Source organism: Bradyrhizobium uaiense, assembly GCF_010811875.1.
In the GTDB taxonomy this organism is placed as follows: Bacteria; Pseudomonadota; Alphaproteobacteria; order Rhizobiales; family Xanthobacteraceae; genus Bradyrhizobium; species Bradyrhizobium uaiense.
Genome location: NZ_VKHP01000160.1, coordinates 1 through 22,177, shown reverse-complemented (window position 1 = coordinate 22,177; position 22,177 = coordinate 1). Strand labels below are relative to the sequence as shown.

The 22,177-nt window shown below is 58.0% G+C and carries 19 protein-coding genes and 2 pseudogenes; 7 read left to right on the top strand and 14 right to left on the bottom strand.

Annotated elements, in window-relative coordinates:
* The first annotated feature begins 535 nt into the window (after positions 1-535).
* On the top strand, positions 536-2,233 hold the full coding sequence (locus tag FNJ47_RS30630; RefSeq protein WP_163159682.1) for a UvrD-helicase domain-containing protein: 1,698 nt from the start codon (positions 536-538) through the stop codon (positions 2,231-2,233).
* 175 nt (positions 2,234-2,408) lie between these two features.
* On the opposite strand, the gene FNJ47_RS30625 is transcribed toward FNJ47_RS30630, so the two are convergent.
* The 5 genes from FNJ47_RS30625 to FNJ47_RS30605 all read right to left on the bottom strand — a co-directional run bounded on the left by FNJ47_RS30625 (position 2,409) and on the right by FNJ47_RS30605 (position 8,152).
* The gene (locus tag FNJ47_RS30625; RefSeq protein WP_163159681.1) at positions 2,409-3,344 is read right to left on the bottom strand and encodes a hypothetical protein; all 936 of its coding nucleotides are present in this window, start codon (positions 3,342-3,344) and stop codon (positions 2,409-2,411) included.
* A gap of 234 nt (positions 3,345-3,578) precedes the next feature.
* Entirely contained in the window at positions 3,579-5,315 is a 1,737-nt protein-coding gene (locus tag FNJ47_RS30620; RefSeq protein ID WP_163159680.1) for a hypothetical protein, read from the bottom strand.
* On the bottom strand, positions 5,293-5,655 hold the full coding sequence (locus tag FNJ47_RS30615; protein WP_163159679.1) for a hypothetical protein: 363 nt from the start codon (positions 5,653-5,655) through the stop codon (positions 5,293-5,295). Before FNJ47_RS30615 ends, FNJ47_RS30620 begins: the two co-directional genes overlap by 23 nt.
* 589 nt (positions 5,656-6,244) lie before the next feature.
* The gene (locus FNJ47_RS30610; RefSeq protein ID WP_163159678.1) at positions 6,245-7,615 is read right to left on the bottom strand and encodes a Dyp-type peroxidase; all 1,371 of its coding nucleotides are present in this window, start codon (positions 7,613-7,615) and stop codon (positions 6,245-6,247) included.
* A 72-nt stretch (positions 7,616-7,687) separates the two neighbouring features.
* On the bottom strand, positions 7,688-8,152 hold the full coding sequence (locus tag FNJ47_RS30605; protein ID WP_163159677.1) for a hypothetical protein: 465 nt from the start codon (positions 8,150-8,152) through the stop codon (positions 7,688-7,690).
* 211 nt (positions 8,153-8,363) lie between these two features.
* On the opposite strand from FNJ47_RS30605, the gene FNJ47_RS30600 reads away from it, so the two are divergent.
* The 3 genes from FNJ47_RS30600 (at position 8,364) to FNJ47_RS30590 (ending at position 12,435) form a co-directional block, all read left to right on the top strand.
* Positions 8,364-9,968, top strand: coding sequence for a peroxidase family protein (locus tag FNJ47_RS30600; protein WP_163159676.1), 1,605 nt, complete (start codon positions 8,364-8,366; stop codon positions 9,966-9,968).
* Positions 9,969-9,995: 27 nt separating this feature from the next.
* Entirely contained in the window at positions 9,996-11,798 is a 1,803-nt protein-coding gene (locus FNJ47_RS30595; protein WP_163159675.1) for a patatin-like phospholipase family protein, read from the top strand.
* Positions 11,799-11,970: 172 nt separating this feature from the next.
* Positions 11,971-12,435, top strand: a complete 465-nt coding sequence (locus FNJ47_RS30590; RefSeq protein WP_163159674.1) for a hypothetical protein — start codon at positions 11,971-11,973, stop codon at positions 12,433-12,435.
* 55 nt (positions 12,436-12,490) lie between these two features.
* On the opposite strand, the gene FNJ47_RS30585 is transcribed toward FNJ47_RS30590, so the two are convergent.
* The 8 genes from FNJ47_RS30585 to FNJ47_RS30550 all read right to left on the bottom strand — a co-directional run bounded on the left by FNJ47_RS30585 (position 12,491) and on the right by FNJ47_RS30550 (position 19,091).
* Positions 12,491-12,826, bottom strand: a complete 336-nt coding sequence (locus FNJ47_RS30585; protein WP_163159673.1) for a hypothetical protein — start codon at positions 12,824-12,826, stop codon at positions 12,491-12,493.
* A gap of 4 nt (positions 12,827-12,830) precedes the next feature.
* A complete protein-coding gene (locus tag FNJ47_RS30580; RefSeq protein ID WP_163159672.1) occupies positions 12,831-13,853 on the bottom strand; it encodes a hypothetical protein in 1,023 nt (340 codons plus the stop codon).
* A gap of 138 nt (positions 13,854-13,991) precedes the next feature.
* A complete protein-coding gene (locus FNJ47_RS30575; RefSeq protein ID WP_163159671.1) occupies positions 13,992-14,507 on the bottom strand; it encodes a ubiquitination-like system serine protease family protein in 516 nt (171 codons plus the stop codon).
* A 2-nt stretch (positions 14,508-14,509) separates the two neighbouring features.
* Positions 14,510-16,213, bottom strand: coding sequence for a phosphotransferase (locus FNJ47_RS30570; protein ID WP_163159670.1), 1,704 nt, complete (start codon positions 16,211-16,213; stop codon positions 14,510-14,512).
* A 1-nt stretch (position 16,214) separates the two neighbouring features.
* Positions 16,215-17,546 carry a HesA/MoeB/ThiF family protein gene (locus FNJ47_RS30565; RefSeq protein ID WP_163159669.1) on the bottom strand — a complete coding sequence of 444 codons (1,332 nt, stop codon included), beginning with the start codon at positions 17,544-17,546 and terminating at the stop codon, positions 16,215-16,217.
* Entirely contained in the window at positions 17,543-17,941 is a 399-nt protein-coding gene (locus FNJ47_RS30560; RefSeq protein WP_163159668.1) for an E2/UBC family protein, read from the bottom strand. The genes FNJ47_RS30565 and FNJ47_RS30560 overlap by 4 nt, the downstream gene beginning before the upstream one ends.
* Entirely contained in the window at positions 17,938-18,192 is a 255-nt protein-coding gene (locus FNJ47_RS30555; RefSeq protein WP_163159667.1) for a multiubiquitin domain-containing protein, read from the bottom strand. The genes FNJ47_RS30560 and FNJ47_RS30555 overlap by 4 nt, the downstream gene beginning before the upstream one ends.
* Before the next feature lie 35 nt (positions 18,193-18,227).
* Complete coding sequence (locus tag FNJ47_RS30550) at positions 18,228-19,091, bottom strand: BrxR family helix-turn-helix transcriptional regulator (protein WP_163159666.1); 864 nt, start codon at positions 19,089-19,091, stop codon at positions 18,228-18,230.
* Positions 19,092-19,566: 475 nt separating this feature from the next.
* Between FNJ47_RS30550 and FNJ47_RS30545 the strand changes: the two genes are divergently transcribed.
* The 3 genes and pseudogenes from FNJ47_RS30545 to FNJ47_RS30535 all read left to right on the top strand — a co-directional run.
* The gene (locus FNJ47_RS30545) at positions 19,567-19,875 is read left to right on the top strand and encodes an LLM class flavin-dependent oxidoreductase (RefSeq protein WP_236000179.1); all 309 of its coding nucleotides are present in this window, start codon (positions 19,567-19,569) and stop codon (positions 19,873-19,875) included.
* A gap of 330 nt (positions 19,876-20,205) precedes the next feature.
* A complete protein-coding gene (locus FNJ47_RS30540; RefSeq protein ID WP_163159665.1) occupies positions 20,206-20,445 on the top strand; it encodes a hypothetical protein in 240 nt (79 codons plus the stop codon).
* A 29-nt stretch (positions 20,446-20,474) separates the two neighbouring features.
* Positions 20,475-20,899: pseudogene (locus FNJ47_RS30535) on the top strand (YbgC/FadM family acyl-CoA thioesterase); the annotation flags it as partial.
* 94 nt (positions 20,900-20,993) lie between these two features.
* Here FNJ47_RS30535 and FNJ47_RS30530 read toward each other — a convergent pair.
* Positions 20,994-21,149: pseudogene (locus tag FNJ47_RS30530) on the bottom strand (MetQ/NlpA family ABC transporter substrate-binding protein); the annotation flags it as partial.
* Positions 21,150-22,177 lie beyond the last annotated feature (1,028 nt).

The following is a 22,177-nucleotide window of genomic DNA, read 5'->3' as shown; positions in this document are numbered from 1 at the left end:
TCGCAGACATGCTGCTGGTCCCCCTCAAAGGCCACCCACTGGCCATGCAGCATCTGGCGCAGGTTGATCCTGCGCCCGCACCAGCTCCACGTCCTGCGCCAGCACCGCAACAGCCCCGTCTCACCACGCCGACACCGGTGCCCGTCACGCCACGGCCAGCGCCTCAAGCTGTGCCAACGCAAGATGCCTCTCACTATCCAGCGCCGACTGCGGGCTGGGAGGTGGGTCCTGCGGGACCTCGGGATAGAGCGGCTCGAAGGGGGCCGGCGTAGCTGCGGGCGGCGGCGTCCGGGGCCTTGCGGGAGGTGGCGCCTTTGGCGGGGCCGGCTCGTCGCAGACATGCTGCTGGTCCCCCTCAAAGGCCACCCACTGGCCATGCAGCATCTGGCGCAGGTTGATCCTGCGCCCGCAATGCCTGCACGGTCTGGTGTAGCTGGACATCGACCCCCCTGTTCAGCTGGAGTACCACCGATGGTAGAAACGCTTCAAGCTGTTGTGATAATGTATGGGGCTGGCTGCAGGGAGGCATTTTTCGGTGTCGCGCCAATACGCGAGTTGGTCGATTGCGCAACTCGAAGAGGAATTTGAACGCGCCCAGGACGGCGGCGACAGAGCGGCAGTAGAAAGAGTCGTCAGCGAACTCGGCTTCCGCACGACTGCGAAGGCCCGTTCGCTGCTTCAGGCCGCGGAAAGGTTCCTGGGTGTTGTCGAGAAGCCCCGCAGCGAGCCGCGGGGCGCGGCGAAACCGCCGCCGAAGGCGAAGGCGGATGCAGCGCCAAAGCTGCGTCCCGCCGCGAATGGCAAGCCGTCGCGTAGACCGACAGCTGAGCAGCAGCAGGCCGTCGATCAGTTTCAGCGCGGCGGCTCAGTGAAGATCAACGCCTACGCCGGTACCGGCAAAACCTCGACGCTTGAATTCCTGGCGCACAGCACATCCAGGCGCGGGCAATACATCGCGTTTAACCGGAGCATTGTACGTGATGCCGAAGAGAAATTTCCCAATACGGTGAACTGTGCGACGAGTCACAGGCTTGCCTTCCGCGCGACACCGTCAGCTTACCGAAGCAACTCCGAGAAGATGACAGGGAAGGTCAACGCCAATCAGCTTGCCGAGATGCTGAATCTGAAGCGGTGGAACGTCGACGGCCGGCACGTTCTGCAACCGCGGTCGCAGGGCTATCTCATCCTCGATACGTTGCGGCGCTATATGCAGAGCGCCGATGCCGAACTGGCAGCACTTCACGTTCCCCGCCATGGTTCACTGCTGGCCGCACCCGACGCCACGATGCGCGCCGTGACGGAGTTCGCCCTCCATGGAGCAAAGCATGTGTGGAGCCGAATGAGCAGCGCATCGGACTCCATGCCGCTCGGTCACGACGGCTACTTGAAACTGTGGGCTCTCAGCAGTCCCGCGATTGCCGCCGACTTCATTCTTCTCGACGAGGCGCAGGACACCAATCCGGTTGTGCTCGACGTACTACGGAAGCAGCCGGCCCAAATGATCTATGTGGGCGACAAGTACCAGCAAATCTACGAGTGGCGCGGCGCGGTGAACGCGATGGAGAAAATCGAGACCCAGGGTGAGACCTACCTCACCACCTCGTTCCGCTTTGGTACTGCAATCGCGGAATGGGCCTCGAAGCTCTTGCTCCTTCTCGGCGAAAAGCGGCCGCTCAAAGGCAATGCAGCGGTCAAGAGCCGGGTTGGGAGCGTTGAGCCGCGGACCATCCTGGCGCGCACTAACGCGACCACCATTGCCGCGATCATCGAGTGCCTGGACGAAGGAAAGAAGCCTCATCTCGTCGGCGGCACAGATGAATTGATGGACATGCTGCGCGGCGTGCAGGATCTGAAGGAAGGTAAGCAGAGCACCGTCCCGGACTTTTTCGGCTTCGACAAATGGGAGCAGGTCGTCGAATTCGCCAAGAGCGGCGAGGGCGATCACCTGATGTCGTTTGTGAACTTGGTCGAGGGGCGGGGAGAGCGTCAATTGATGTGGGCCCTCAACCGCACCGTCGACGAAGAGCGAAGCGACCTGACCATCTCGACCGCCCACAAGGCAAAGGGCCGCGAGTGGAGTACCGTTCGGCTCATGGATGATTTTCTGCGCAGTCAGCCTGGAAAGCTGAGCAACGGCCCTGATCCGGCTGAGGTGCGACTTTTCTACGTTGCCCTAACTCGCGCAAAGGAAGCTGTAGAGGTTCCGCCGACCATCTTGTCGCTGATCAGATGATCGCGCCCTAGCTTATCCGCCCGTTTCCTAAGAAGGTCGATAATCAGGGCTCAACGCCTCTGAGGGGCTGCTTTCCGCCGGAGCGATGACCAGACGGAACTCAAAAATCTTCCGCTTCGCCTACGACGGGCCAGAATCTCCCCACGCTCAAGCGGTGGGTGCGCGTGCCAATCCTCTACGCAAGGGCACCGCCCCTTTGCCTCATCCAACGCAGGAACTCATCGATATCGTCCGACGGCTCTGGAGAATTGGCATAAGCATCAATCTCAACTGCCGCCATTCTGACAACCGAGATCACGAAGCCTTCCATGCCCACTCGGTCCAGTCCCCGCGCGTTAAGAGTTGACCAGGTGCCGTGCAGAATGCGCGACCGATCTCGGACAATACGGCGTGCAAATTGCCGGGCGCTTATCAACGAACCGGGGTTTATGGGAGCCTCTGGAGCCAGCCCAAAGAACGCATACAAAATCTCCAAAATGCGCTGCTCGCTCCCTCTGGTACTCTCGGAGCGCAACAGAACCTCCAACGCTGTTTCGAGTTTCGCTATGCCAATGGTGTCGATGGACTCGGCCCTGGCTTGATGCAGCCAGTATGCAGCGTCGCACCAAGCACGTTCGAGCGTCGGCAAACGGAACGAGCCAGATGTGAACGACCGCACCAGATTGCCGACAGACGCGATAATGGGAGCAGCTTTTCGCAGAATGTCCTCCAGCGTGCCCCGGCCGATCGTCGATCCGGGCTCCTTGCGAGCCCAGCCCGCGTTGTGGTAGCCGCTGGCCTCCGAGAGAGTCCGCTTTTGTGACGTTCCCCGCCGTGCATCAAGTCGTGCCATGGTGCTAGTGCCGAGAGCTGGGGCGGAGAGTTGAATCGCAACAATTGCGAGGTCTACGGCAAGCTCGGCCACCTCCTCAGCTCGTCTCTGTTCGCATCCATCCACAGAGACGCGTGCCAACCAGTAGGCATCGCCTTCACGTATCCACTGCAGCAGGTCTTCGAACCCTTGACGGTCTAAAATGGCTTCACCCTCAAGGGAGGGCCAGAAGTCGCTCGTCCTTATGGCGACGAGGTTCGCTTTTTCCGATCCATTTCGTCCGAAGAGGCGATTGAGCATTTCGTGAACTACGCAGAATCGCGCGGCGTGTCGTTTGAAGAGACGGACTGACGCAGGACTGACAAACCGTCCTTGTCGCGGATTGGCTGGAATCGGCCCCGTCGCTGCGGAGAAAGCTGACTTCACAAAATCGCTCGGTCGCTTTCCTGGAGGCACGGCAGCGACGGCGAGATCGGCGTAGAGCAGCCGGCGCGGGACCTATGCTGACCATTGTCCGCGAGATCAGGCGCTGAGTCATGGGATCAGTCCGAATCGTGATCGCAATGCCTTGGCGCGCTCTTTCGACGTCAACCAATAAGACCAGTCCTTGGCAATCGTTAGTGCCGCCATTTGCTCTGAGTTCATCTGTTCGCCAATATAGGTTAGAAATCCGCGAAAAGCCCGGTCATCCCGTATCTCCCAAGGCGAGATGAAGTCGAAGTCTTTGGCGCTGACCACCTCGCCGGTGAAGTCGCACTTGGCCTGATCCATGCCCGTCAAATGCCGGTAGTCATCTCCATTAACCAGCTGATCGAGCTTGTCGTATGGTGGCATAAATTTCATTTTAAATCCGATCTTCTTCAGCAGTGTCTCACCTCTATCCAGTTCTGCCCCCAGCATGAGGCGCTGGGCTCTTCCAGAGACCAATAGCTTTGTAACCGGAGAGAACTCAGTGACGATTGACTTCCAATCATGGTCGAATCCGATACTTATCTTGGCCCCTCTTCCATCGCTCGCATTTGGGTTGACTACTGCGTGCCATCCTTTCAACAAAGGATGCGACCCTAAATGTGAGAAATCGTAGTCGAACAATGGAATGGCCGCCGGTTCTCCTTGCTGACCGCTTGGACTGCAAACGATCTGAAGAGGTGATACACCCTCGATCAGGAGGCCCATGTATCCGGAGATGGAGGTATAAGTGGGGGGTGAAGCGATGAAGTCGTCGATTACGATCTTCCTGGTTGCATGATATTTAGCAAAGGTTCTGACGACAACTGACTCTGAATCAGCCGAGCTGAGCCCACTGAGCAGCCGAGACTCGATCTCCCAGTCCTGTTGAAGTTCTTCTTCAACGGTAAAGCCCCAGAGCTCTTTGACCTTGGCGTCGACACGGGCCCAGATCTCCTCGCTCGAAGCACCTGCATATTTATCCCATCGCTCGGCCGTGAAGAGTTTTAGAAGCCTCCAACTGGGAGCGGTGCGGTCTGCCGGGATTTCGGGCTCCCCAGCAAGGGTGAAGACCCTGCCGCAAAGCGAAGCCACCATGATAGCGAGCATCAGATTCATATCGACAATGTCTGCCGAGACAGGAAAGCCCGGGTGAGGCGGTAGGTGGGCCCAAAAATCCCTTGCCCACGCATAACGTCGGCTCTGGACCGATGGTAGCGGGCTATATCGGTGGAGTAACTCGATAGCGTCGGTGCCGAGCTCATACTGCAGAAGGCCAAGCTGGCAGCTGTACGCGATGGCTTCCATTTGCGCCAAACCACCGTGTTCAGTCAGACCGCGGCCCCCGTCATACGGTGACATGTCAATTCTTAGCCCTCGCTTGCGTGTTCGTAACCAGCGCGCTAGCTTGAGAGTCTGAGCCGGAGGCTCCCCTTTTTCACCGAGACCCATTAGCTTCACCGGGTCTGCATATATGTCCAAAGGAAGTAGGAGTGGCGTATCCTTAGGGAGTTCTTTCAGGCCAGGCGGTAAATTGTGATACATCTGAAAGTAGGTCCGAACGTGAAGCGCCCCGAAGTTCGTCAAGAGAAAGTCGACGAAATGGCGCTTCTCATGCCAGACCGCACTTATGATCTCGTAATAATGAGCTCGATGCATATCGGACGCTGCGGCGTCCAGAATTGGGTATAGCTTATTGAGATCGTGGTTTGCCGCATGCGTAAATACTTCGAGTCCGCGCTCCTCCCCTCTATAGGAGTTCAGAAGATTGGCGTTGAACCAGATCGCGAGGGTCGAAGGATCAAGCTGGAGCGTCGGGATCACTTGGGATTGCGTCCTCTAGCTGCTTTGTTGTCGTGCCGGGCTTCACCGTGATGACCAGTTTATTAGTCTTCGTGTCGCGAACCTGAACCGGCTTTTTGAGGAGGTTGACCAGCTTGACTACTGCCGAAGCGAAGGTGGCTCCGGCCGTGCCGGTTTGCAGGACGATGGTTACGATATGACATATATAGTCAATAGGGATGCCACCGAGCGGATCGTCCAGCGGGTTCAGCGGGCTATCCATTGGTTCGCGGTCACTCCATAGAATCTCGTCGCCGGGGAGCGCGGCTTGGATGCCCTCCAATACATCTTCGGGAGCAACGATAGTCAGGGACTGCGCCATTGGATGACCTTTCGGATTGACATTCTGACGACGCTTGGGAATCACGGCGCTGCCGGCCGGAACGGCGAGCCGTAGTGGGTTACTTTCACAAGATTACGGCGCTTCCAGAAGCTAAGCCAGTAACGAAGTGAACTTCGTTTGCCTAAAAGGGCTTCGGCGAAGATGGTGCGCAGCGGCATTTCCGCAGCTTTCGCAAAACGCTTGAGCAAATTGTCATAGGCGCGACACGCCTCGAAGCTTCGTCAAAGTCCGTGAAGCGCACTCGCCTTCAGAATGATCCAGTACTGAGGAAGTTCGTGTAATCGTAACTTGGTGGCACCGCGGAATTGTCTGAGCAAATCGTTATAGACAGCAATCGCCTCTTCCATGCGGCCAAAATTCGCAAAGCCGCTCAGCGGCCTTCCTAAGGGCACTGAAAGGCACGTCGAAAAGCCAAAACTTACACATCCACTTACACACATAATTGTCAAAATATCTTAGTTATATCAATAACATCTAGTATATATCGCTCGACTCAAGATCGAACGGCATCGAGGTGATCCTTGTCGGCCGCATGTTCGGCGAGGATGCACTATGCTATTGCATGCAGCTAGCCGAATGCGGCCACGTTTCGCAAAGTGGTCAAGCTCGGTAGGAGCTGAAGGGCTACTCCTTGGATGCGAACGAAATCCGTGGCTCTGGTCAGGGTTATGGACGTTCCATCGGTCGATGGAATGCTGAAATCGGACGATGCGCCGGGGAAGGCGCCGTTTCCGGTGAGAGGATCCTGGCCGACTTGATCGGGAAACACCGGACTGAAGTCCGTCCGGCCCAGCCAGCGCATGATGGTGTAGAATTGCTTGTTGAGATTTGCGCACAGGAACATGCCGACAAGGCCGCGATCCACGCCATCGTCCTGCTCGCCGTCGAGGAGAGGGCCATATGGCATGCCGCGCCGGAGGAGCCGCGGATAGCCGCCCGGAAACAGTGTCTTGTTCACATCGTTCAGCGGCTGGTGACGCGCGTTGGCCACGCGAATGTGCGCGGCCAAAGGACACTTGATGCCCTGGGGATCATCGGTGTAGTCGAAGTCATCGCGTAGTGCGGCTGTCCCGTCGGGCCGTTCCGGAGATAGCATCAACGGCGAGCCGTCGCGCCATCGCCCCATCATCTTCGCGGCCAAGTACTCCTCTGCGTCCGCTTGCGGCAATGTCGGTGCGACCTTTGGCGCGTTTTCGCGCAGAAAGCGGTTGAAGGCTGCGACATCCTGATACAGCATCATGAATGCCATGAACGACCCATCGCGCACGAAATCGCTGAACGGCGGTTTGTCCGGGTAGCTCGAGTAGTGCGGCGACGGATAGCCAAGCACAAAGTCGCCTCGGGGAAGAGCACCGCCAGTGGGGATATCGTTGTCCCAATCCACCGAGGGATGCGAGATGCCGTCCCGGTAACCGAAATGCAGCCGAAACCCGTTGACCGCGCGACCCGTGATCGGTTCGCCCTCGGCCGAGGTGAGAAGCTCCAGCAGGTCGGCGCGCTCAGCTGCTGTCCTCACACGGGTGGTCACATCCCGTAGATCGTCCTCGGAGCTGACGCTGAGATGCACGATGACGTGTATGTCGGTGCTCAGGAAACGCTTCTTCCACCAATTCGCGGGCGTGCTGGCGCCTGACGCGCGCAGCGATTCCGAGAGCGGCGGTTCGTTGAACAGATAGAAAGCTGACGCGGCGGCGGCCTCGCCGCCCATCGTATCAAAGGCGCCCAGCGCGAGAAGTCCGTTCCAGCTCAGCGAGATGTTGAGGAGAGGAGCGGCGCCCAGGGCAGCGGGATCTCCCTTGGACACGGACGGCAACAGGTCCGACAGGAATTGACGTCCCCCGTCCTTCTTTTTCACCTGGAAAAGCAGGTGTCGGGTGATCGGATGCAGGCTCGACCCGAGCAGCAGGGATTGGACGTTGTCGCGACTTAAAGGGGCCATGGTGTCACCAGATCCCGGCTGCCCGCGCTTGGCCGCATGCGACTGCGTCGTCGCAGCCGCAGCGCGGCCGTTTTATTTCAGCAGGGGGAGGATCTGCTTCACGGTGCGAGGACCGTAGGCGTGGAAGAGATATCCCTCCGTCTGCCCCCAAGGATCCTTCTCGTCATACACCGAGTTGCCCAGCGACCTGATTTGCAATTTCTTGGATGCTTCGAAGAAGGTCTTCTCGTTATTCACCTGGTCCCAGGACCCCGGGCCATTGGCGAGCGTGAAGATCTGCTTGAAGAGATCCGGAAGGTTCAGCCGGAAAAACTCGGCATATTCCTCATGACTGCCATCGTACTCCGTGAGCACGACGAAGTATTTTCGGTCAGGCGTGATAAGCACCCGCAGGAAGTGAATGATCTGCGACTCCTTGGCAGCCTTTTCGATCAGAGCCTGATCGCGCGTCGCGAAATTCGCTTCGATATCAGCGAGCAGCTTTTGACTCTCGGCATCTTGCCGGATTGGGACGAATAGATTCAATGCGTGGGCCATCTTGGCACCTCACCTTAAAAATTGCTGTCATTGGATACGAATTCAAGAACCAATACCGAAACTCTATGACAGGAAGCTGTCCGGCGCCAGAGCATCCATAGATTTTTTTTGTTATGGAGGACTTTCCAAGGTTGTATTGAGCTGCGACAATGCCCTGCATTTTTTATTCACTTGCCGAGATGCCTCAGGCTTCATTTCACGACGGTGCTGTATGGGACCCACGCCAGAAACCATTGCGCAGCGCGATACGAGCAGGGATGGCCTGCGCAACAAGATTGAGAGTTTTGTTCTCACGCACGGCCGGCCTGTTTGGGGATTTATCAATCGACAGCCCTGGCTTAGTAGGATCGTCAACCGCGTCATCGTGAACGATGCCGTCAGCAAGGCGCCGTTTCGGCCGCTGCTTTTGAGCACGAGCGCGGATTATCCCTCGTGGTCTTCGCTGACTGAACGCACGTGGTTCTCCCGCTATCTGCCGCCGAAAGAGATCCCGAACCTGCCCCCCGTCGCGGATTTCGAGCATCTTTATGTGACCAAGCCATCAGGTCCGCGCCTGTCGGATCGGTCCACACTGCTATTTCCGACGTTTGCGCAGTGGTTCACCGACGGCTTCATGATGACGTCCACGTCGGACACCCGCCGGACCACCACCAGCCATCAGATCGATCTGGGCCAGCTTTACGGACTTAATGACGACGTGCAGGGCGCCCTGCGGGCTCTCGATAATGAACGCGGCAAACGCGGCAGGTTGCTGTCCGAGATCGTCAACGGAGAGGAGTGGGCGCCTCGCCTGTTCGACGAACATGGCGTCCGCAACCCGAAGTTCAACGCTCTGCCTGCACCGATGAAGATGCCAGACACCCTTCCCGCTGACCGCAAGGCGACGCTCTTCGCATTCGGCGGCGAACGGGCAAACTCCACGCTCTTTACGGCCGCGATCAACACGCTTTTCCTGCGCGAACACAACCGCCTGTGTGGCGTCATCGAGTCCGCAAACCCCGCCTGGGACGATGAGCGCGTCTTTCAGACTGCCAGAAATGTCAACGTGGTTCAGCTGATCAAGATTGTCGTTGAAGAATACATCAATCACATCTCTCCCTATTGGTTCAGGCTGCTGAGCGATCCAACGCCGTGCTACACGGCTCGCTGGAATCGCGAGAACTGGATTCCGGTCGAGTTCAACCTGCTGTATCGCTGGCACAGCCTGGTGCCGGAGACGGCGATCTGGAACGGCGCTCCGATGCCGATCGGCGGAGCTCGCTTTGGCAATGAGCCCTTGTTGCGAGATGGACTGGGAATTGCGCTCGACAGCGCTACCAAGTCGCGGGCCTGGTGCCTCGGATTGTTCAATACGGCCGAGTTTCTTCGGCCGGTCGAACTCGCCAGCCTGAAACAGGGGCGCGATAACCGCCTGGCGTCCTACAACGACTACCGCGAAAGAATGAAGTACCCGCGCGTGACCCGGTTCGAACAGATTAGCGGAGATCCCGAGGTCGTCGCCGCCCTGAAGCGACTTTACGCCAATGATGTCGAGCGGGTCGAATTTTTCGTCGGCCTCTTCGCCGAAGATCCGCCGGAGCGTTCGGCAGTCCCGCCGTTGATCGGGCGCATGGTCGCGTTGGATGCCTTTTCGCACGCACTCACCAATCCCTTGCTTTCGCCGCACGTTTTCAAGGAAGAGACATTCTCGCCCGCAGGTTGGGCTTCGATTGCCAAGACATCTTCATTGCGCGATCTCGCTGACCGGAACCTTCCGAACGGTACGGCGGGCCTGCGCATCTCGATGGACCTCCCGACACATTTGTCAGTCGCGTGATCGAGACGACCAAATTGGAGTATTGCCATGGCGCCCGAAAGGCCGGCGTTCGAAATCGGTTTTGTGCTTGCGGGAGCGATCTCGGCAGGCTGTTACTCCGCTGGTGCCATGGATTTCATCATCGAAGCGCTCGACGACTATTATGCCGAAAGGGACAAGCCTGGGTGGGATGGCCCGAATCATGATGTTTACGTTCCGGTGCTGGCCGGTGCCTCGGCCGGCGGAATGACGGCCGGCATGGCCGCGTTGCACATGTTCAAACCGATTTCTCACGTCTGGCCGGGCGTCGCGCCGCCGCCGAAGGGCGAGAACCGGCTTTACGCCAGCTGGGTGACGGACATTTCCATCGCGCGGCTGCTCGAGACGAAGGACCTTGAAGGTACGGTCGACGGCTTGTCGTCAGTGCTATGCAGCAATGTTCTCGACGAGATCCTGGCGAACGCATTCAACATCGATGGACCAACGCTCCGGCGGCCCTGGGTTGGGCGGGCCAATGGGCCTGCGCTTCAGGTGATGATGACGCTGACCAATCTGCGCGGCGTGCCGTATTCCTTCAGTCTCACCGGGGCCGATCCGCGCGATGCGTTCGGCATGCTCAACCATGCCGATGTAGGCGCCTTTCGGCTGTCGGCAGTCGATCCTGCGGATGGAGCGCCCTATCTGGACGTAGGCTCGACTGGTGCTCCCAACTGGGGATTCTTCAAGGCTGCGGCGCTGGCGACGGGCGCGTTTCCTGTCGGCCTCAAGCCGCGGGCGATTGAGCGGCTCGCGAGCGAACTCAGGACAATCAGCACGGTTGGCACCGTCGATGCTGCGGGAAGGTTTGTCATCATCCCTCCGGATTCGCGTTTTCCGGCGGACGGTCCGTTCAAATATTGGGCGGTCGACGGCGGCACGATCAACAATGAACCGCTGGAGCAAGCGCGCCGCTTCCTGACCGGTGGCGGTACCGAGAAACCGGATGGGATCGTCGCCGACAAGGCCGTGGTATTGGTCGCGCCCTTCCCGAACTACCAGGTCTACGAGAACGACCGGACCATCGGCACGCTCGCCAGCGTGCTGCCGAGCCTGGCTTCGGCGCTGATCAACCAGGCGCGCTTCAAGCCTGAAGAACTGGCCAAGGCGCGAAACGAAACCAACTTTGCGAGATTCATCATTTCACCCGAACGGACGAACGCCAACGGCCCAGCCCCGAAATATCCCATCGCCAGCGGCGCCCTTGGAGGCTTCAGCGGCTTCCTCGATCAAAGCTTTCGCCGTCACGATTATCTTCTCGGACGACGAAATGCGCAGGCGTTCCTGCGCTGGAATTTCGGCCTTCCCAGGAGCCACGCCATCTTCGGCGGACGCGAGCTCCCGGCAGACTGGATCGTGCGGGAGGCCAGCCAGGTCACAAAAACGCTCGCTCCCGAAGATGACCGGACGCTGGAGGCCAAAAAGTTCGTGCTTCGCCAAGGCGCGAATGACAAGGAGATCGGCTACCCGATCATCCCGCTCACGAAGCGAATGATGCAGCCGATCGAGATACCGGCCGGAGAAATCCCGAGGCCGTCGCGTGACATTGTGGAGCCGCTGCGGCCGGCGATCCGCAAGCGGGTCGAGAAGGTCACGGATATTCTGGTCGATGTCGATCTTGCCGAACTTACGAGCGGGCTCGGGGTCTTCTCGTGGATTGCGAAGAAAGGGGCCAAGATGTACGGCACCGAGGTGCTGAACAACAAGACGACAAATATGATCGGCGAGGCGCTGGACGCATTGCGCGAGTCATTCCCTGATGACGGCCCGGCCAAAGCGTCTCCGGCCCTGTCTGGGTCAGAACCGGGGCGTTAGCATCAAGCCCTTTGACTTACTTGTGGGCCCGGCAGGAACAAACTGGGCACTGGATTCTCCGCATTCCCAGGCCATCCAGCAAATCTGGTCATGGCAAATAGCCGCTAAAGAACCGCCATTAGCCGATTCAAGGCGGCTGCGGTACTCTCTTCGGACCCGAGCGAGTACGGCCATGTCGCTTCCAGACGACCGCAATAGCCTGAAGCTTGGCCCACCGGGCCATCCCGGCCAGACCGGGATTACCCCCGCGATGGTCGAAAGTATGCGGCGGCGCATCAAGGAGGCGGGGGGCACCCTCACCGTCTGGGCGGTGCTGCACGAAGATGCCTACGAAACGCACTCAGGCGATGGGTTCTATCTGCATGTCCACGGCCTCGCGCTGAACGGCGCAGATGCGCAAAAGCTGGCCGATCTGGCCGGCGGCGATTCAGAGTTGGTGAAATGGCACGTCCGGAGCTACCGGATCGGTCTGGAAAACGACCTGCGGGTCTTCACGGCGCTCTGGCGGCCCGAGGAGGAATTCAGGATGGGCGATTTCGTCGCCATCCTCTCCGAAATCCCGCCCGGCGGCACGGCGTCGAAGCTGCTGACGGGAACGGGCCACCGCAAGGACGGCCCGCTGCTGTCACTGCCCTGAACAAAAAGGCGCGGCTGACCAACGAGTCAGCCGCGCCGTGGCATTGGTCTCGCGGTCAATCCTCTTCGGTCACTTCGGCAACGGATTCCGCTTGCTCGTCGATTTCGGCAGGCGCGTTCGGATCGACAGCCGGGAACAGCATGGCTTCCGGAAGCCACTGCCGCGCCTTGCGCTGCGCCGCAGTCGGCTCGGCCGTGCTGTGCGCGTTCACGAAATGCCGGACCAGCCAGGATATGAGTTCCGACTTCTTGTAGCCACCCAACGACCCGTTGCCATCGGCGTAGCCGCACTCCTTGGCGATCCCGACAAGCTGCTCCCGGTTGCGCTTGCCGAAGAATGCCGCGTCAGGCCGCCAGTGGTTCTTCATATCCACACTCAAATCACGCGCCACGCGATTAAACGATTAAACAGGCTGTCGCTCGTGTCCAGACGCTCGCAATTCTCCTGACCGAAAGAGCTTGCAACCCGGCAAGATCATGATCGGACAAGCCCCTCACGACTTCGTACAACGCTAGTTCGCTGACGCCGTAAGGCGGCAAGCTGCCCCATACCGACTCCCCTTCCTCGATCTCAAACCCGAGTTTGCCAGTGAAGCACCGCGCCTGATCGTCAAGGACGCGGTACGCGCCCTGCGCCTCCGTTTCCTTGCTCAAGGCGGGGAACGCCTCGTGCAGCCGCAAGCCTTTCAGGGCGCGGACGGTCAGCACTTCCTGCGCCGTGCGCGGACTGGCGAGCAGGACTTCCGCAACCGCCGCCGTCTTGTGGTGCGCGATATAGCGGCAGAGCAGAGCGGAGTACGCCGCTTTGACTTTCACGGGAGCGATGGGGTTCTCCGAAATCGCCTCGGACGTTTCCTCCTCGGTCTCGTGCTTGACCAGATTTTCGCGGACTTCAACCGCACCGGACGGCGAGAGATTGATAAGGACACCGCCCTTCTCCTTCCTCTTGGTCTTGCGGTACTGCCAGTCGGAGAGGCGGTAATCCTCCGTCACCTTGACCCATGCTGCGGTGGCCTCGTGATGCTTTCTCAATTCCTCGACCGCCTCCTTTTGCAGGGCGAAGAACTGCTCGGCATCGTCAAAGTAGGACGTTTCATCCTCGGCAAAGAGGTCGGTCGTAATGGTGCCGGAGTATTTCTCGGGCGGGAAGATTGCCAGCGCCACCGTCGGACGATCATCCAGCAACGATCTCTTGATCTCGTCGGCGTTGTAATCATTGCCTCCCACGATCTGCTCGACGATACGCGTCTGCGCCTCATCACTCCCCAAGGTCACCTGACCGCGGGCTATATCGATGAAATTCACTTGGCCGTCACGCCAGTTCTGCTGGGGCAAGGTGAAAATCTGTTTTCTGGAATCAACCTTGATCAACTCGGATACGCAGTCGTGCGTATGGTCGGCGGCGAAAACGCGACGCACGTCTTGATCAAGAAGAAATAAGAACCATTACTAAGTATGCCGTTCGAGAACGGCGAAGCGGCATTCAAGCTGGAGAAAAGAAAAGTACGGCATCTACTCTCACTTGGAGAATTCACGATTTATTGGATGAAAGCACGACTAAAGTCGCCGAAAGCGGCCTTTCGACTGACCCAGTCCTTCGGTCGCCTTACCCTTCCGGCAGAGCTTTCGGCAACACCGCAAAACATCCCATGGCACGCTTTCCGCAATTTGATCGGAGATCGCTTCGATTGATTGTTCGCGAGCGGAAAGGGTTTCGAGCACCCGGTCTAGCAGTTCGGCCTCACTGAGCTCTTCCTCGTCCAGCCACCAATCGTCGCCTCGCGGTCCAAACAAGAGGATTTTATTCCGCAGTATAATGAAATGGCTCTTGCAGTCTGTATCACGCCACACGGACGGATAGACGCTTGCTCCCTTCGGAGATTCGTACAGGCGCCAAGCTGGACCTGCGCGCCGGTCGAGATTAACCGGCAGCTCAGAACCGCACCCGCAGGGGCACAGCATGATTAGCCAACGTGGGCCTTTGCGATCCACAATGACCGTGTCTCCCGGCTGCTTGAGAAGCGCGCTGGCGTCTGCGCGAGAGGTCACTCTGGCTTTGATGCTGAAATTCATGATCACTGTCCCGCGTCCCCCGATTGATGCTTATGCTTGCTAGGCCGCCTAGCTTTAGCCTTGGCCATCGACCGCAGAATCTTCTGACCGAAAAAGAATGCTATTGCTCGCGACATGTTCGGTTCGTTCACTTGGAGATCGGCGTGCGGATTGCAGCCTTTACGGATCAGACATAGCGCGAGTGTGAGCGCGTACTGTCCGGGCTGCTGTTCCGCCGACCAGCTCAAGGTCCGGATTTGATTCACCGCATTGTAAAACCACTCGGCGGGATCGCCGGGCCTACAGAAGGTCGTCTGACCACTCTGAAGAGCACTTTCTTCGTAGAGGGGCTCGATCAACTGTACGAGTTCCGTAAGCGTAAGTTTTCCCTTCTTCAGGTCCTCGATGAATCCTTCGACCAGAAGGCCTCCTTCCAGCGACGCGGGGTCATAGGTGAGAGGGTAGTGCTGTTCCAACTTCTCGAAATCAATGAGGATCGCATCACCGTGTCGGACGAGAACGTTGGTGGCGTGCATGTCGCCATGTGCCGGCGCAACTTTGGGCGCGGTCTTGGCTAACTCATCGAATATCTCTTTCAAGGGCTCGATGTTGGTATCAGCACATAGGTTTTGTGTCAGCGGTATCCGTACGGCGGGCAATTCTATCAGTTGGCTTTGGCCCTCAACCTGCCACTTCTCCTCTAAAAAGGCGCTCAGGGTCCGTTTGTCATCGACGTAGTCTTGTTTCCGCCATCCTCCCAGCGTTTTGTCGAACAGATTCGCAATGGCATGACCACAGCGCCCACCCCGCGCGCACGTGATGAGGGACTCGGAACCATCGACGAAATCGCCCACGAGGATTCCTAGAGTTGATCCGAGATTGCAGCGATCCCGCCGCAAACGAGGCCCTAAGTGGAAAGGCACATATTCGAATATGTGACCGCAATATTTGTCATACTCGTCGATGATCTTCTTACGAGGACCGATTTTCACGAAAAAGAGATGAGGATAAGCACCGGTTGAGCCGCGCTGTACCAACCCAGCCTCTGCTGATGCGTAAGCCTTGAAGACCGGAGCTCCGGACATACCGCCGTCAAGCAATGTCAACCGAAGCTCCGAGCAATTCCAGAACGCTCGTTTCAGCAAGATGACGCGCTCGTTGTGGCCATCAGGGCCAAACCGGTCTAGGAGAACTTTTTCGTCAAAGACCAAGTCAGTTTTTGGCGATGAACTTGCGGGGCGATCACACACCAAAGCTGCGATATCCACCCAGGAAGACGCCGTGTCGAAAATATAAACACAGGGCAGGAGAAAGCCTCGTTCTCTCTCGCGATCATTCGTAGGTATGGTCTGCCACTCATCCGAGCGAAGATTGGCAACCGGATTTGTGCTTTCCAGCAGCGCGTTCACGACCAGCTTACGAGGTGTATCGGTTTGGTCCTTGTCAGCCGCAAGGCGAATGTAGACCCTAACATCGTAGTCCAGCAGACGAGGAACAACCGAGCCTAACTGTCGAGGCAAAGCGTTAAGTTTGTTGCCATCCTGGGTCCAGATCACAGCATCTAATTGTGCCGCGTACGCTGGATTGCCAAGCTGGTCCGGGGTCGAGGGCTCGCACTGGAAGCCACGTTCGCGGAATCTGTTCAAATCTGCTGCGGATGGTTCCTCCCCGACGAAAGCGATTTTCGCGCGTGGCCTGCCCTCCGGCGAAAATTCGCGAATTGCCATGTCAGTCGTCCCGCGTAAACAAATCTTGCGAATCGCCGCGCGCGAGAACACCTCGCGAGGAGCAAATATAGCAATTCGGGTTGCTGGTGAACGAAACGGCCCGCAACGACGGGGGCCGTGCGTCATAGATAAGATGCCTCGCAGCGCTTGGAACGCCGACCGTCATAGCCAAAAACATCGTGATCGCCATTGAGGTCACGGTGCCGTTGATTGAGATGACGGCGGGTGCGGGCTCATGTGCTCCCTGAATGTATTGGTCCCGGCTTCGCTCCTCGGCGTTCATCATGTCCCGTCTGACTTCTTCAGAATCTAGAAGCCCGCAGCATGTGAAGCAGGGCAGCCTCGGAGCGAGGGCTTGGACGCGGCCATGTATGCCCGCGATCTGGCCAGCTCTCGCGGTGATAATTGAGCCCATATCAACGCAAGGGATTAGGTATTGATATGCGATCTGTTGGATTACCGCACGGCTCCCATGGGAATCCGTACACGAGAAAATAAAATCGGCAGCCCGCAGCTCACGAGCAATCGACGTTCGTGTCACGTCACCGATGATGCACTTACACACGGCACCCGGCGTGATGCCCGCAACCATTTCAGCGGCCACGTCCGTCTTGAAACGGTTCACATCGCTTAGGCGAGCGCCAGCCACGCGGTTAAGGTTGGTGGTTTCAATGCGATCGGGATCGATAAAGATGAATTTCCGGACACCGAGATGTGCTAACTGTTCTGCGGCAATGGAGCCTGTGCCGCCGAGACCCACTATGGCGACGGTAAGTGATTCAAGATATTTTTGGCCGGCGGAGCCCAGTGCCCTAACCTGTCGGTCGAATTTCAATGACGTGGGACCTGAACCGTCCCCTGCGTCGAAAAGCACCTGCAATTGAGGGCCAACCGACACGACGCGCATCGGAGTCTTTTCGCCTAGGCGACGTGCGCACCAGCCCCCGGCGCTTACCACTACCGCGCCATGCACTGTAGCGGGCGCGCGCACGGATAAGAAACGGGCCAGATGTGCCTCACCGTCATCGTCTATCTTAGAGAATTCCGGCGGAGCGGACCCCGGATGCGAGTGAACAAAAATGACCGAACGATTTTGGCGGGCGGCTCTTTTTCCGATCTGCGCAATATAGTCCGGTTTGAGCTGCGCACTGATGAGCGAGCGGTCCGAATAATTTTCATCGGCAGGAAAGTCGAGGCTGGATACTACAAGACGGTCCATCTCGGGCATGGCAACGCGGGATGCCAGCATGACAGCGCAGCGTTCGGTCTCTCTGCCCACGAGCTCACCGACTATTCGGCTGGCATCTCCATCCTGAAACCTGAGCTCCATCATCGAGGCGGGTCCAGTCGCTGAAGGATTACTCGATAGAACTGTTCAAGCCGGTCGCGATTGGGGTCCCATGTCTGCAGGTGCCACGAAAACCATGTTAGTGGGCGCCCCGGATTAGGATCGTAGGGCAAGGGAGTTCCTTCATTCGCATTCTGCGGAATCGCGGCATTGGGGAGGCGTACAGGCGGCGAAACCCAGAAGCAGTCCGGTCTGGCGGCGGGATACCCAGGAGGTGCGATGAAGAAAACGTCGACCTTTTTCGCGCTCCAGCCGTCGGGCAGATCGACCCCTTTTACCGTAATGAGGTACGAGGCATCGGCGCGGCGCTGAATTTCAGCGTCCTGCTGCTTGAATTCCTGAAGGTATTCCTTCAGTTGCTGGAATTGCTCGCCGATCATGAGAGTCCAAATGTCGCTGGCGGGACAGCGAAAAAGTGCTTCACGCGTTCAGTGATTCCCACAGCTTCACCGTCGCCTACTCCCTTGTCGGGCTTGTCACCTTCTTCTTCGAGGAAGAGCTGATAATTGGGGGCGATATTGGCGATCGCCTTTATCTCCGCGCCCGTAAGCGCGGTCTTGGCATTCTCGTGGCGAATGGCGTCCACGTAAAATACATGAAGTTTTTGTTCGGATTTTTCTGCTTCAGACATGTCGTGCTCCTTCTAAGGGTTGTGCTTGTGATGCGTCATACGTCATCTCTTGAGTCGAACTGTGCGCGGTTGGCCCACACGATCGGCTGAGACTCCTGCGGTAATTCAATCCGCAGGTGGCGCACAAAATATGAAACGAGCGAGCGCCGAATCGTCTTCGATAACCGTCCGTCCTGCATGCCGAAGTCGGCAATGACTGAAGCTCGCTGACTGGGCGTGAGATTCGGATTAGGCTCAATCTCGATCACGACAAAAGTTTGCCAATCCGTATCCTCCTGCGGATTCACTTTGCTCATACGGCGCCCGTGAACTTGCTGGAATCTCGTCAAGACAAAGTCGCGAAAGCGAGAAGTTCCGTGACACCATCCGCGGGTGTGCCAACGAGAACCATCAAAGGCCAGAGAATGCGGAGCAATCCATTGGCGAGTTGGATCGGGAGTGCGCACCGATTGATACGTGACGTCTATTTCTGTGCCATCGCGGATTGCCCAGAGGATTGGCAACAGCATCTCAATGCGCACGCGGCGGACAGGGAGCGTCACGACATCACAGGGTGGCCGGGCTCCGACGAAGCTTACTGATCGGGAAATCGTCCCGGTGGCGAGGCCCTGAATTTCGTTTAAATAAGTCTGGGTATCGGGGGCGAGAAACAGCGGCCTAAAATGCTCGGTCGCGCGATAGACCTTTTCGTGACGATCGTACTCCATGTTGTGTTTGGCCAAATCAAGGTACTTGGCGAAATCTAGCGAGGTCTGTTGAACCGAGATGTTGAAATATTCGGCGACCTCGCCGCGATTGATTTTGCCGTCCCACAACAGACGAAATTCGATGAATTCCAGTCGCCGGTCCTGTCCCCACGGCCGGGATTTGGGCGCAGCCTCTATGGCCCGATCAGTCATTCTGCCTTATCCGATACGTCGCATAATATGATCCATCGTAAAACACGATGTGTTTCATGTCAAGGAACTTTGAGACTAAACCCACTAAGTGCGCCTCGCCTCCGCCGAGCCCAAATCGGGCCTATCCTCATAGGCTATTGTAAAATATTATAATAATCTGGTTGTGCCCTTGTTGTTCTGCTTACCGTCCTCGGTCGAGGTCCCGATCTCGTCGCCGTCGCGAGCTTTGGTCGGATGGGGGATCGTCCTCACCGTGTTCCTTATCGGTTCGTTGCGCTCTGGAGTTGCGCTGCGGTTCCTCCGACCGCTCGCGGGAACACTTGCACCGTTGGATCGTGATCTCGGCTTCAGGCGCCGGGTCCTGAACCGCGCCTCCCGTTGACCCGCTCTCGCCATCGGCTGATCCAGACGCCTGCCCGAACTCCGCTGTCAGAGCCTGGCGCCGGCGCGTTTCATCGCGAGCCATGGCTGGGTATTGCAGCAGGAAGCCATCACCTGCACGGCGGTGCTCTCGGCCCAGACCAAGCGGCTGAAGCTCATCAACGCGATTCACACCGGCTTCTGGCATCCCGCGATGATCGCGAAGGTGGGCGCCACGATCGATGTCTATTCGAAAGGGCGGTTTGCGATCAACATCCTGACCGGCTGGTTCAAGGATGATTTTCGCGCCTTCGGTGAGCCTTGGCTGGAACATGATGAACGCTACCGCTGCTCGGAAGAATTCATCCAGGTGCTCAAGGGTCTCTGGACGCAGGACCGTTTCGCCTTCAAGGGCGACTTCTAAGGACACCAGCAAGTCTATGCGGCCCGCCGTGAAGCGTGGCAAGACGCTTGGTGGTCTAAGACGTCGAAAGTGGTAATGAGGTCGCGGGCTTCTCCTTGACCCTCCCAAACGGGTGAAAATCGGTTCGGCTGCTCTCCGGGGCAGGCGTCCGTAAACTGTCCTTCCGAATCCCTTCAGTTGGCGGCTTTACCGACGCCGCTGGCGAAAGTTCAATCAAAGGAGAGCGTGACGATGAGCCTCCGCGAGCGATTTTGGCTCCGAGCAAACAGAACGATGGGAGCCGACCTCCCCCCGGGCGTCGATTTGGGTCTCTGTCTCACGGGTTTACTTGTGGGAGACATTATTGGCCGGATCAGCGTCGCCAACACGCCGACATCCATCATCACCATCATCGGGGCGATGCCGTTCGTGGCCACCTACTACGTCAGGAGCCATCGTGAGAGCTTTAACACGCAAGGCGGTAGGGGCTTCCTGCTCTACTTGCGAGGGCTCTTCTGGTTCCTCGTGGTCTTCGCCGTGCTGGGCGGAATCGGCTATCTGTTCGCCCGGTTCGGAGGCCTCGGATCGTAGGTTTTCGAGACGTACTTCTGTAATCGCCAGTGACAGCCTCTCTCGATGGCAAAATTAGCGACGGTCGCCATCATATGCAGGTCCGCGTCTATCTCGAAGATACGGACGCTGGTCAGATTGTGCATCACGCTAACTTCTTGCGCTTCATGGAACGCGGCAGAACAAATTATTTGCGTCTGCTCGGAACGAACCAGCAGGAGCTCCTTAAGAAGGCGCGGGGAGATGCTCCGGGCTTCGCCCTTCGTTGTCCGTTCGATGATAATCGACTTTTTGAAGCTTGCGGTGTTGGATGACTTGCTTGAGGTTGTCACAATTACCGAAGAGGGCCTCGATCACCCTGCTTCAGGAATGCAGGCGCGGAGACGAGCTATTGGTCACGGCCCGCGTACGCGTCGCGTGCATTTCAGGCGGGAAAGCACAGCGCATCCCAGCATCCCTGAGGCTCGCGATGGAGCGAAGCAAATATCGTACGCTCGCTCACGCTAGTCTACATTCGTTCACGCTGTGGCCCTCCATCGTCCTAGTGAAATCAAGCCATTAGCGGTCTGTTGCGATATCGGCAAATCAGAGTTCGCCTGCTTGACTGCGACCACATTGATATAGGGTGTCGTCATCTTCTCCAGCGCAAACGCGTTGGTCAGCTTCAACCCGCTGTAGATCGCGAAATTGCCCTGGATAGCCGCGAAGTCGACGTCGTCGAGGGCGCTGTTATTCGGCGCACGGTTTGACCCCCGATCGGCGCCGAAGGTTGACCCCGGCCAACACTGACGAAGCCCTTGAACTATTACCCGGAATGTTCGTCACGTGTGGGGTCAACGTTGGAAGCCGATGGGGGTCAAAGTTCGGCGCTTATTCACATCTCGCGATCGCGTAGGCCAGGTGTTGACGTGCAGCGCCATAGGGACCTTTTTCAGTATAGGTTTTTCGGCAGGTACCGGCCATTGCAAACACATGGTTTTTCGAGGTGCTGTACAGTGACGTTTTCCGTATGGGTCGGCGCGGTCGCGGGCGTCGTGATGGTCGAATCGACCACGCCATGTTTCTGTGTTGTCGAAATTGCGGCGCGGCGAGCGGCCGAGGCCGAGGAAAATATTCCAACGCCGGCGGACGCATGGTGCCTAGCCCGTCAGCTTTTCGTCAGCTGACACAAATACGGTTGATGCGCGTTCCCACACGCACAAGCAAACTTCTGCCCCTTTGCTTGGGCCTCACCTGATGGTGACATCGGGTGAGGCTGCCGGAACATCCGGGACAAGAAAAAGCGACATCGCGGGACAAACGGGACATTTGTGACATAGGCCATGTCCCGCTCCGTCATCGACCGCATGGCTCGATTCTCTCAAATCGCTTAGCGAACTTCAGATTCGAAGGACACTGGCAAGTCTATGCGGCCCACCGTGACGCGCGCGAAGACGGTTGGTGGTTTGAGACTTCGAAATTGGTAATGGCGTCGCGGGCGGCACGGCACGGTACGAAACGTACCGTTATGACTTCATTAGAATATGCTTGCCGAGGGCCCGCGCTCGTTCGTCCGTGTCGTACAAAGTCTGTTCGCGCGGCGATCGCGAACAATCTGCCAGCATAAAGGTCTCCAAGGAATGTAACGTACGCCTCCGCTGACGGCCGCCTTGTTTGAGGAAGGCGAGCGCTGCAGGTCCTAGGGGTAATCCTAGGAGAAGCGCTATGACGATATCGCGGGCAGAGGTGATCACATCGGTAGAGCGGCGGCGGC

Excerpts from the sequence above, each read along its gene's own strand:
- FNJ47_RS30625 (WP_163159681.1), bottom strand. The coding sequence starts at position 3,344 with ATGCTCAATCGCCTCTTCGGACGAAATGGATCGGAAAAAGCGAACCTC.
- FNJ47_RS30615 (WP_163159679.1), bottom strand. The coding sequence starts at position 5,655 with ATGGCGCAGTCCCTGACTATCGTTGCTCCCGAAGATGTATTGGAGGGC.
- FNJ47_RS30610 (WP_163159678.1), bottom strand. The coding sequence starts at position 7,615 with ATGGCCCCTTTAAGTCGCGACAACGTCCAATCCCTGCTGCTCGGGTCG.
- FNJ47_RS30605 (WP_163159677.1), bottom strand. The coding sequence starts at position 8,152 with ATGGCCCACGCATTGAATCTATTCGTCCCAATCCGGCAAGATGCCGAG.
- FNJ47_RS30600 (WP_163159676.1), top strand. The coding sequence starts at position 8,364 with ATGGGACCCACGCCAGAAACCATTGCGCAGCGCGATACGAGCAGGGAT.
- FNJ47_RS30595 (WP_163159675.1), top strand. The coding sequence starts at position 9,996 with ATGGCGCCCGAAAGGCCGGCGTTCGAAATCGGTTTTGTGCTTGCGGGA.
- FNJ47_RS30590 (WP_163159674.1), top strand. The coding sequence starts at position 11,971 with ATGTCGCTTCCAGACGACCGCAATAGCCTGAAGCTTGGCCCACCGGGC.
- FNJ47_RS30575 (WP_163159671.1), bottom strand. The coding sequence starts at position 14,507 with ATGAATTTCAGCATCAAAGCCAGAGTGACCTCTCGCGCAGACGCCAGC.
- FNJ47_RS30570 (WP_163159670.1), bottom strand. The coding sequence starts at position 16,213 with ATGGCAATTCGCGAATTTTCGCCGGAGGGCAGGCCACGCGCGAAAATC.
- FNJ47_RS30565 (WP_163159669.1), bottom strand. The coding sequence starts at position 17,546 with ATGATGGAGCTCAGGTTTCAGGATGGAGATGCCAGCCGAATAGTCGGT.
- FNJ47_RS30560 (WP_163159668.1), bottom strand. The coding sequence starts at position 17,941 with ATGATCGGCGAGCAATTCCAGCAACTGAAGGAATACCTTCAGGAATTC.
- FNJ47_RS30555 (WP_163159667.1), bottom strand. The coding sequence starts at position 18,192 with ATGTCTGAAGCAGAAAAATCCGAACAAAAACTTCATGTATTTTACGTG.
- FNJ47_RS30550 (WP_163159666.1), bottom strand. The coding sequence starts at position 19,091 with ATGACTGATCGGGCCATAGAGGCTGCGCCCAAATCCCGGCCGTGGGGA.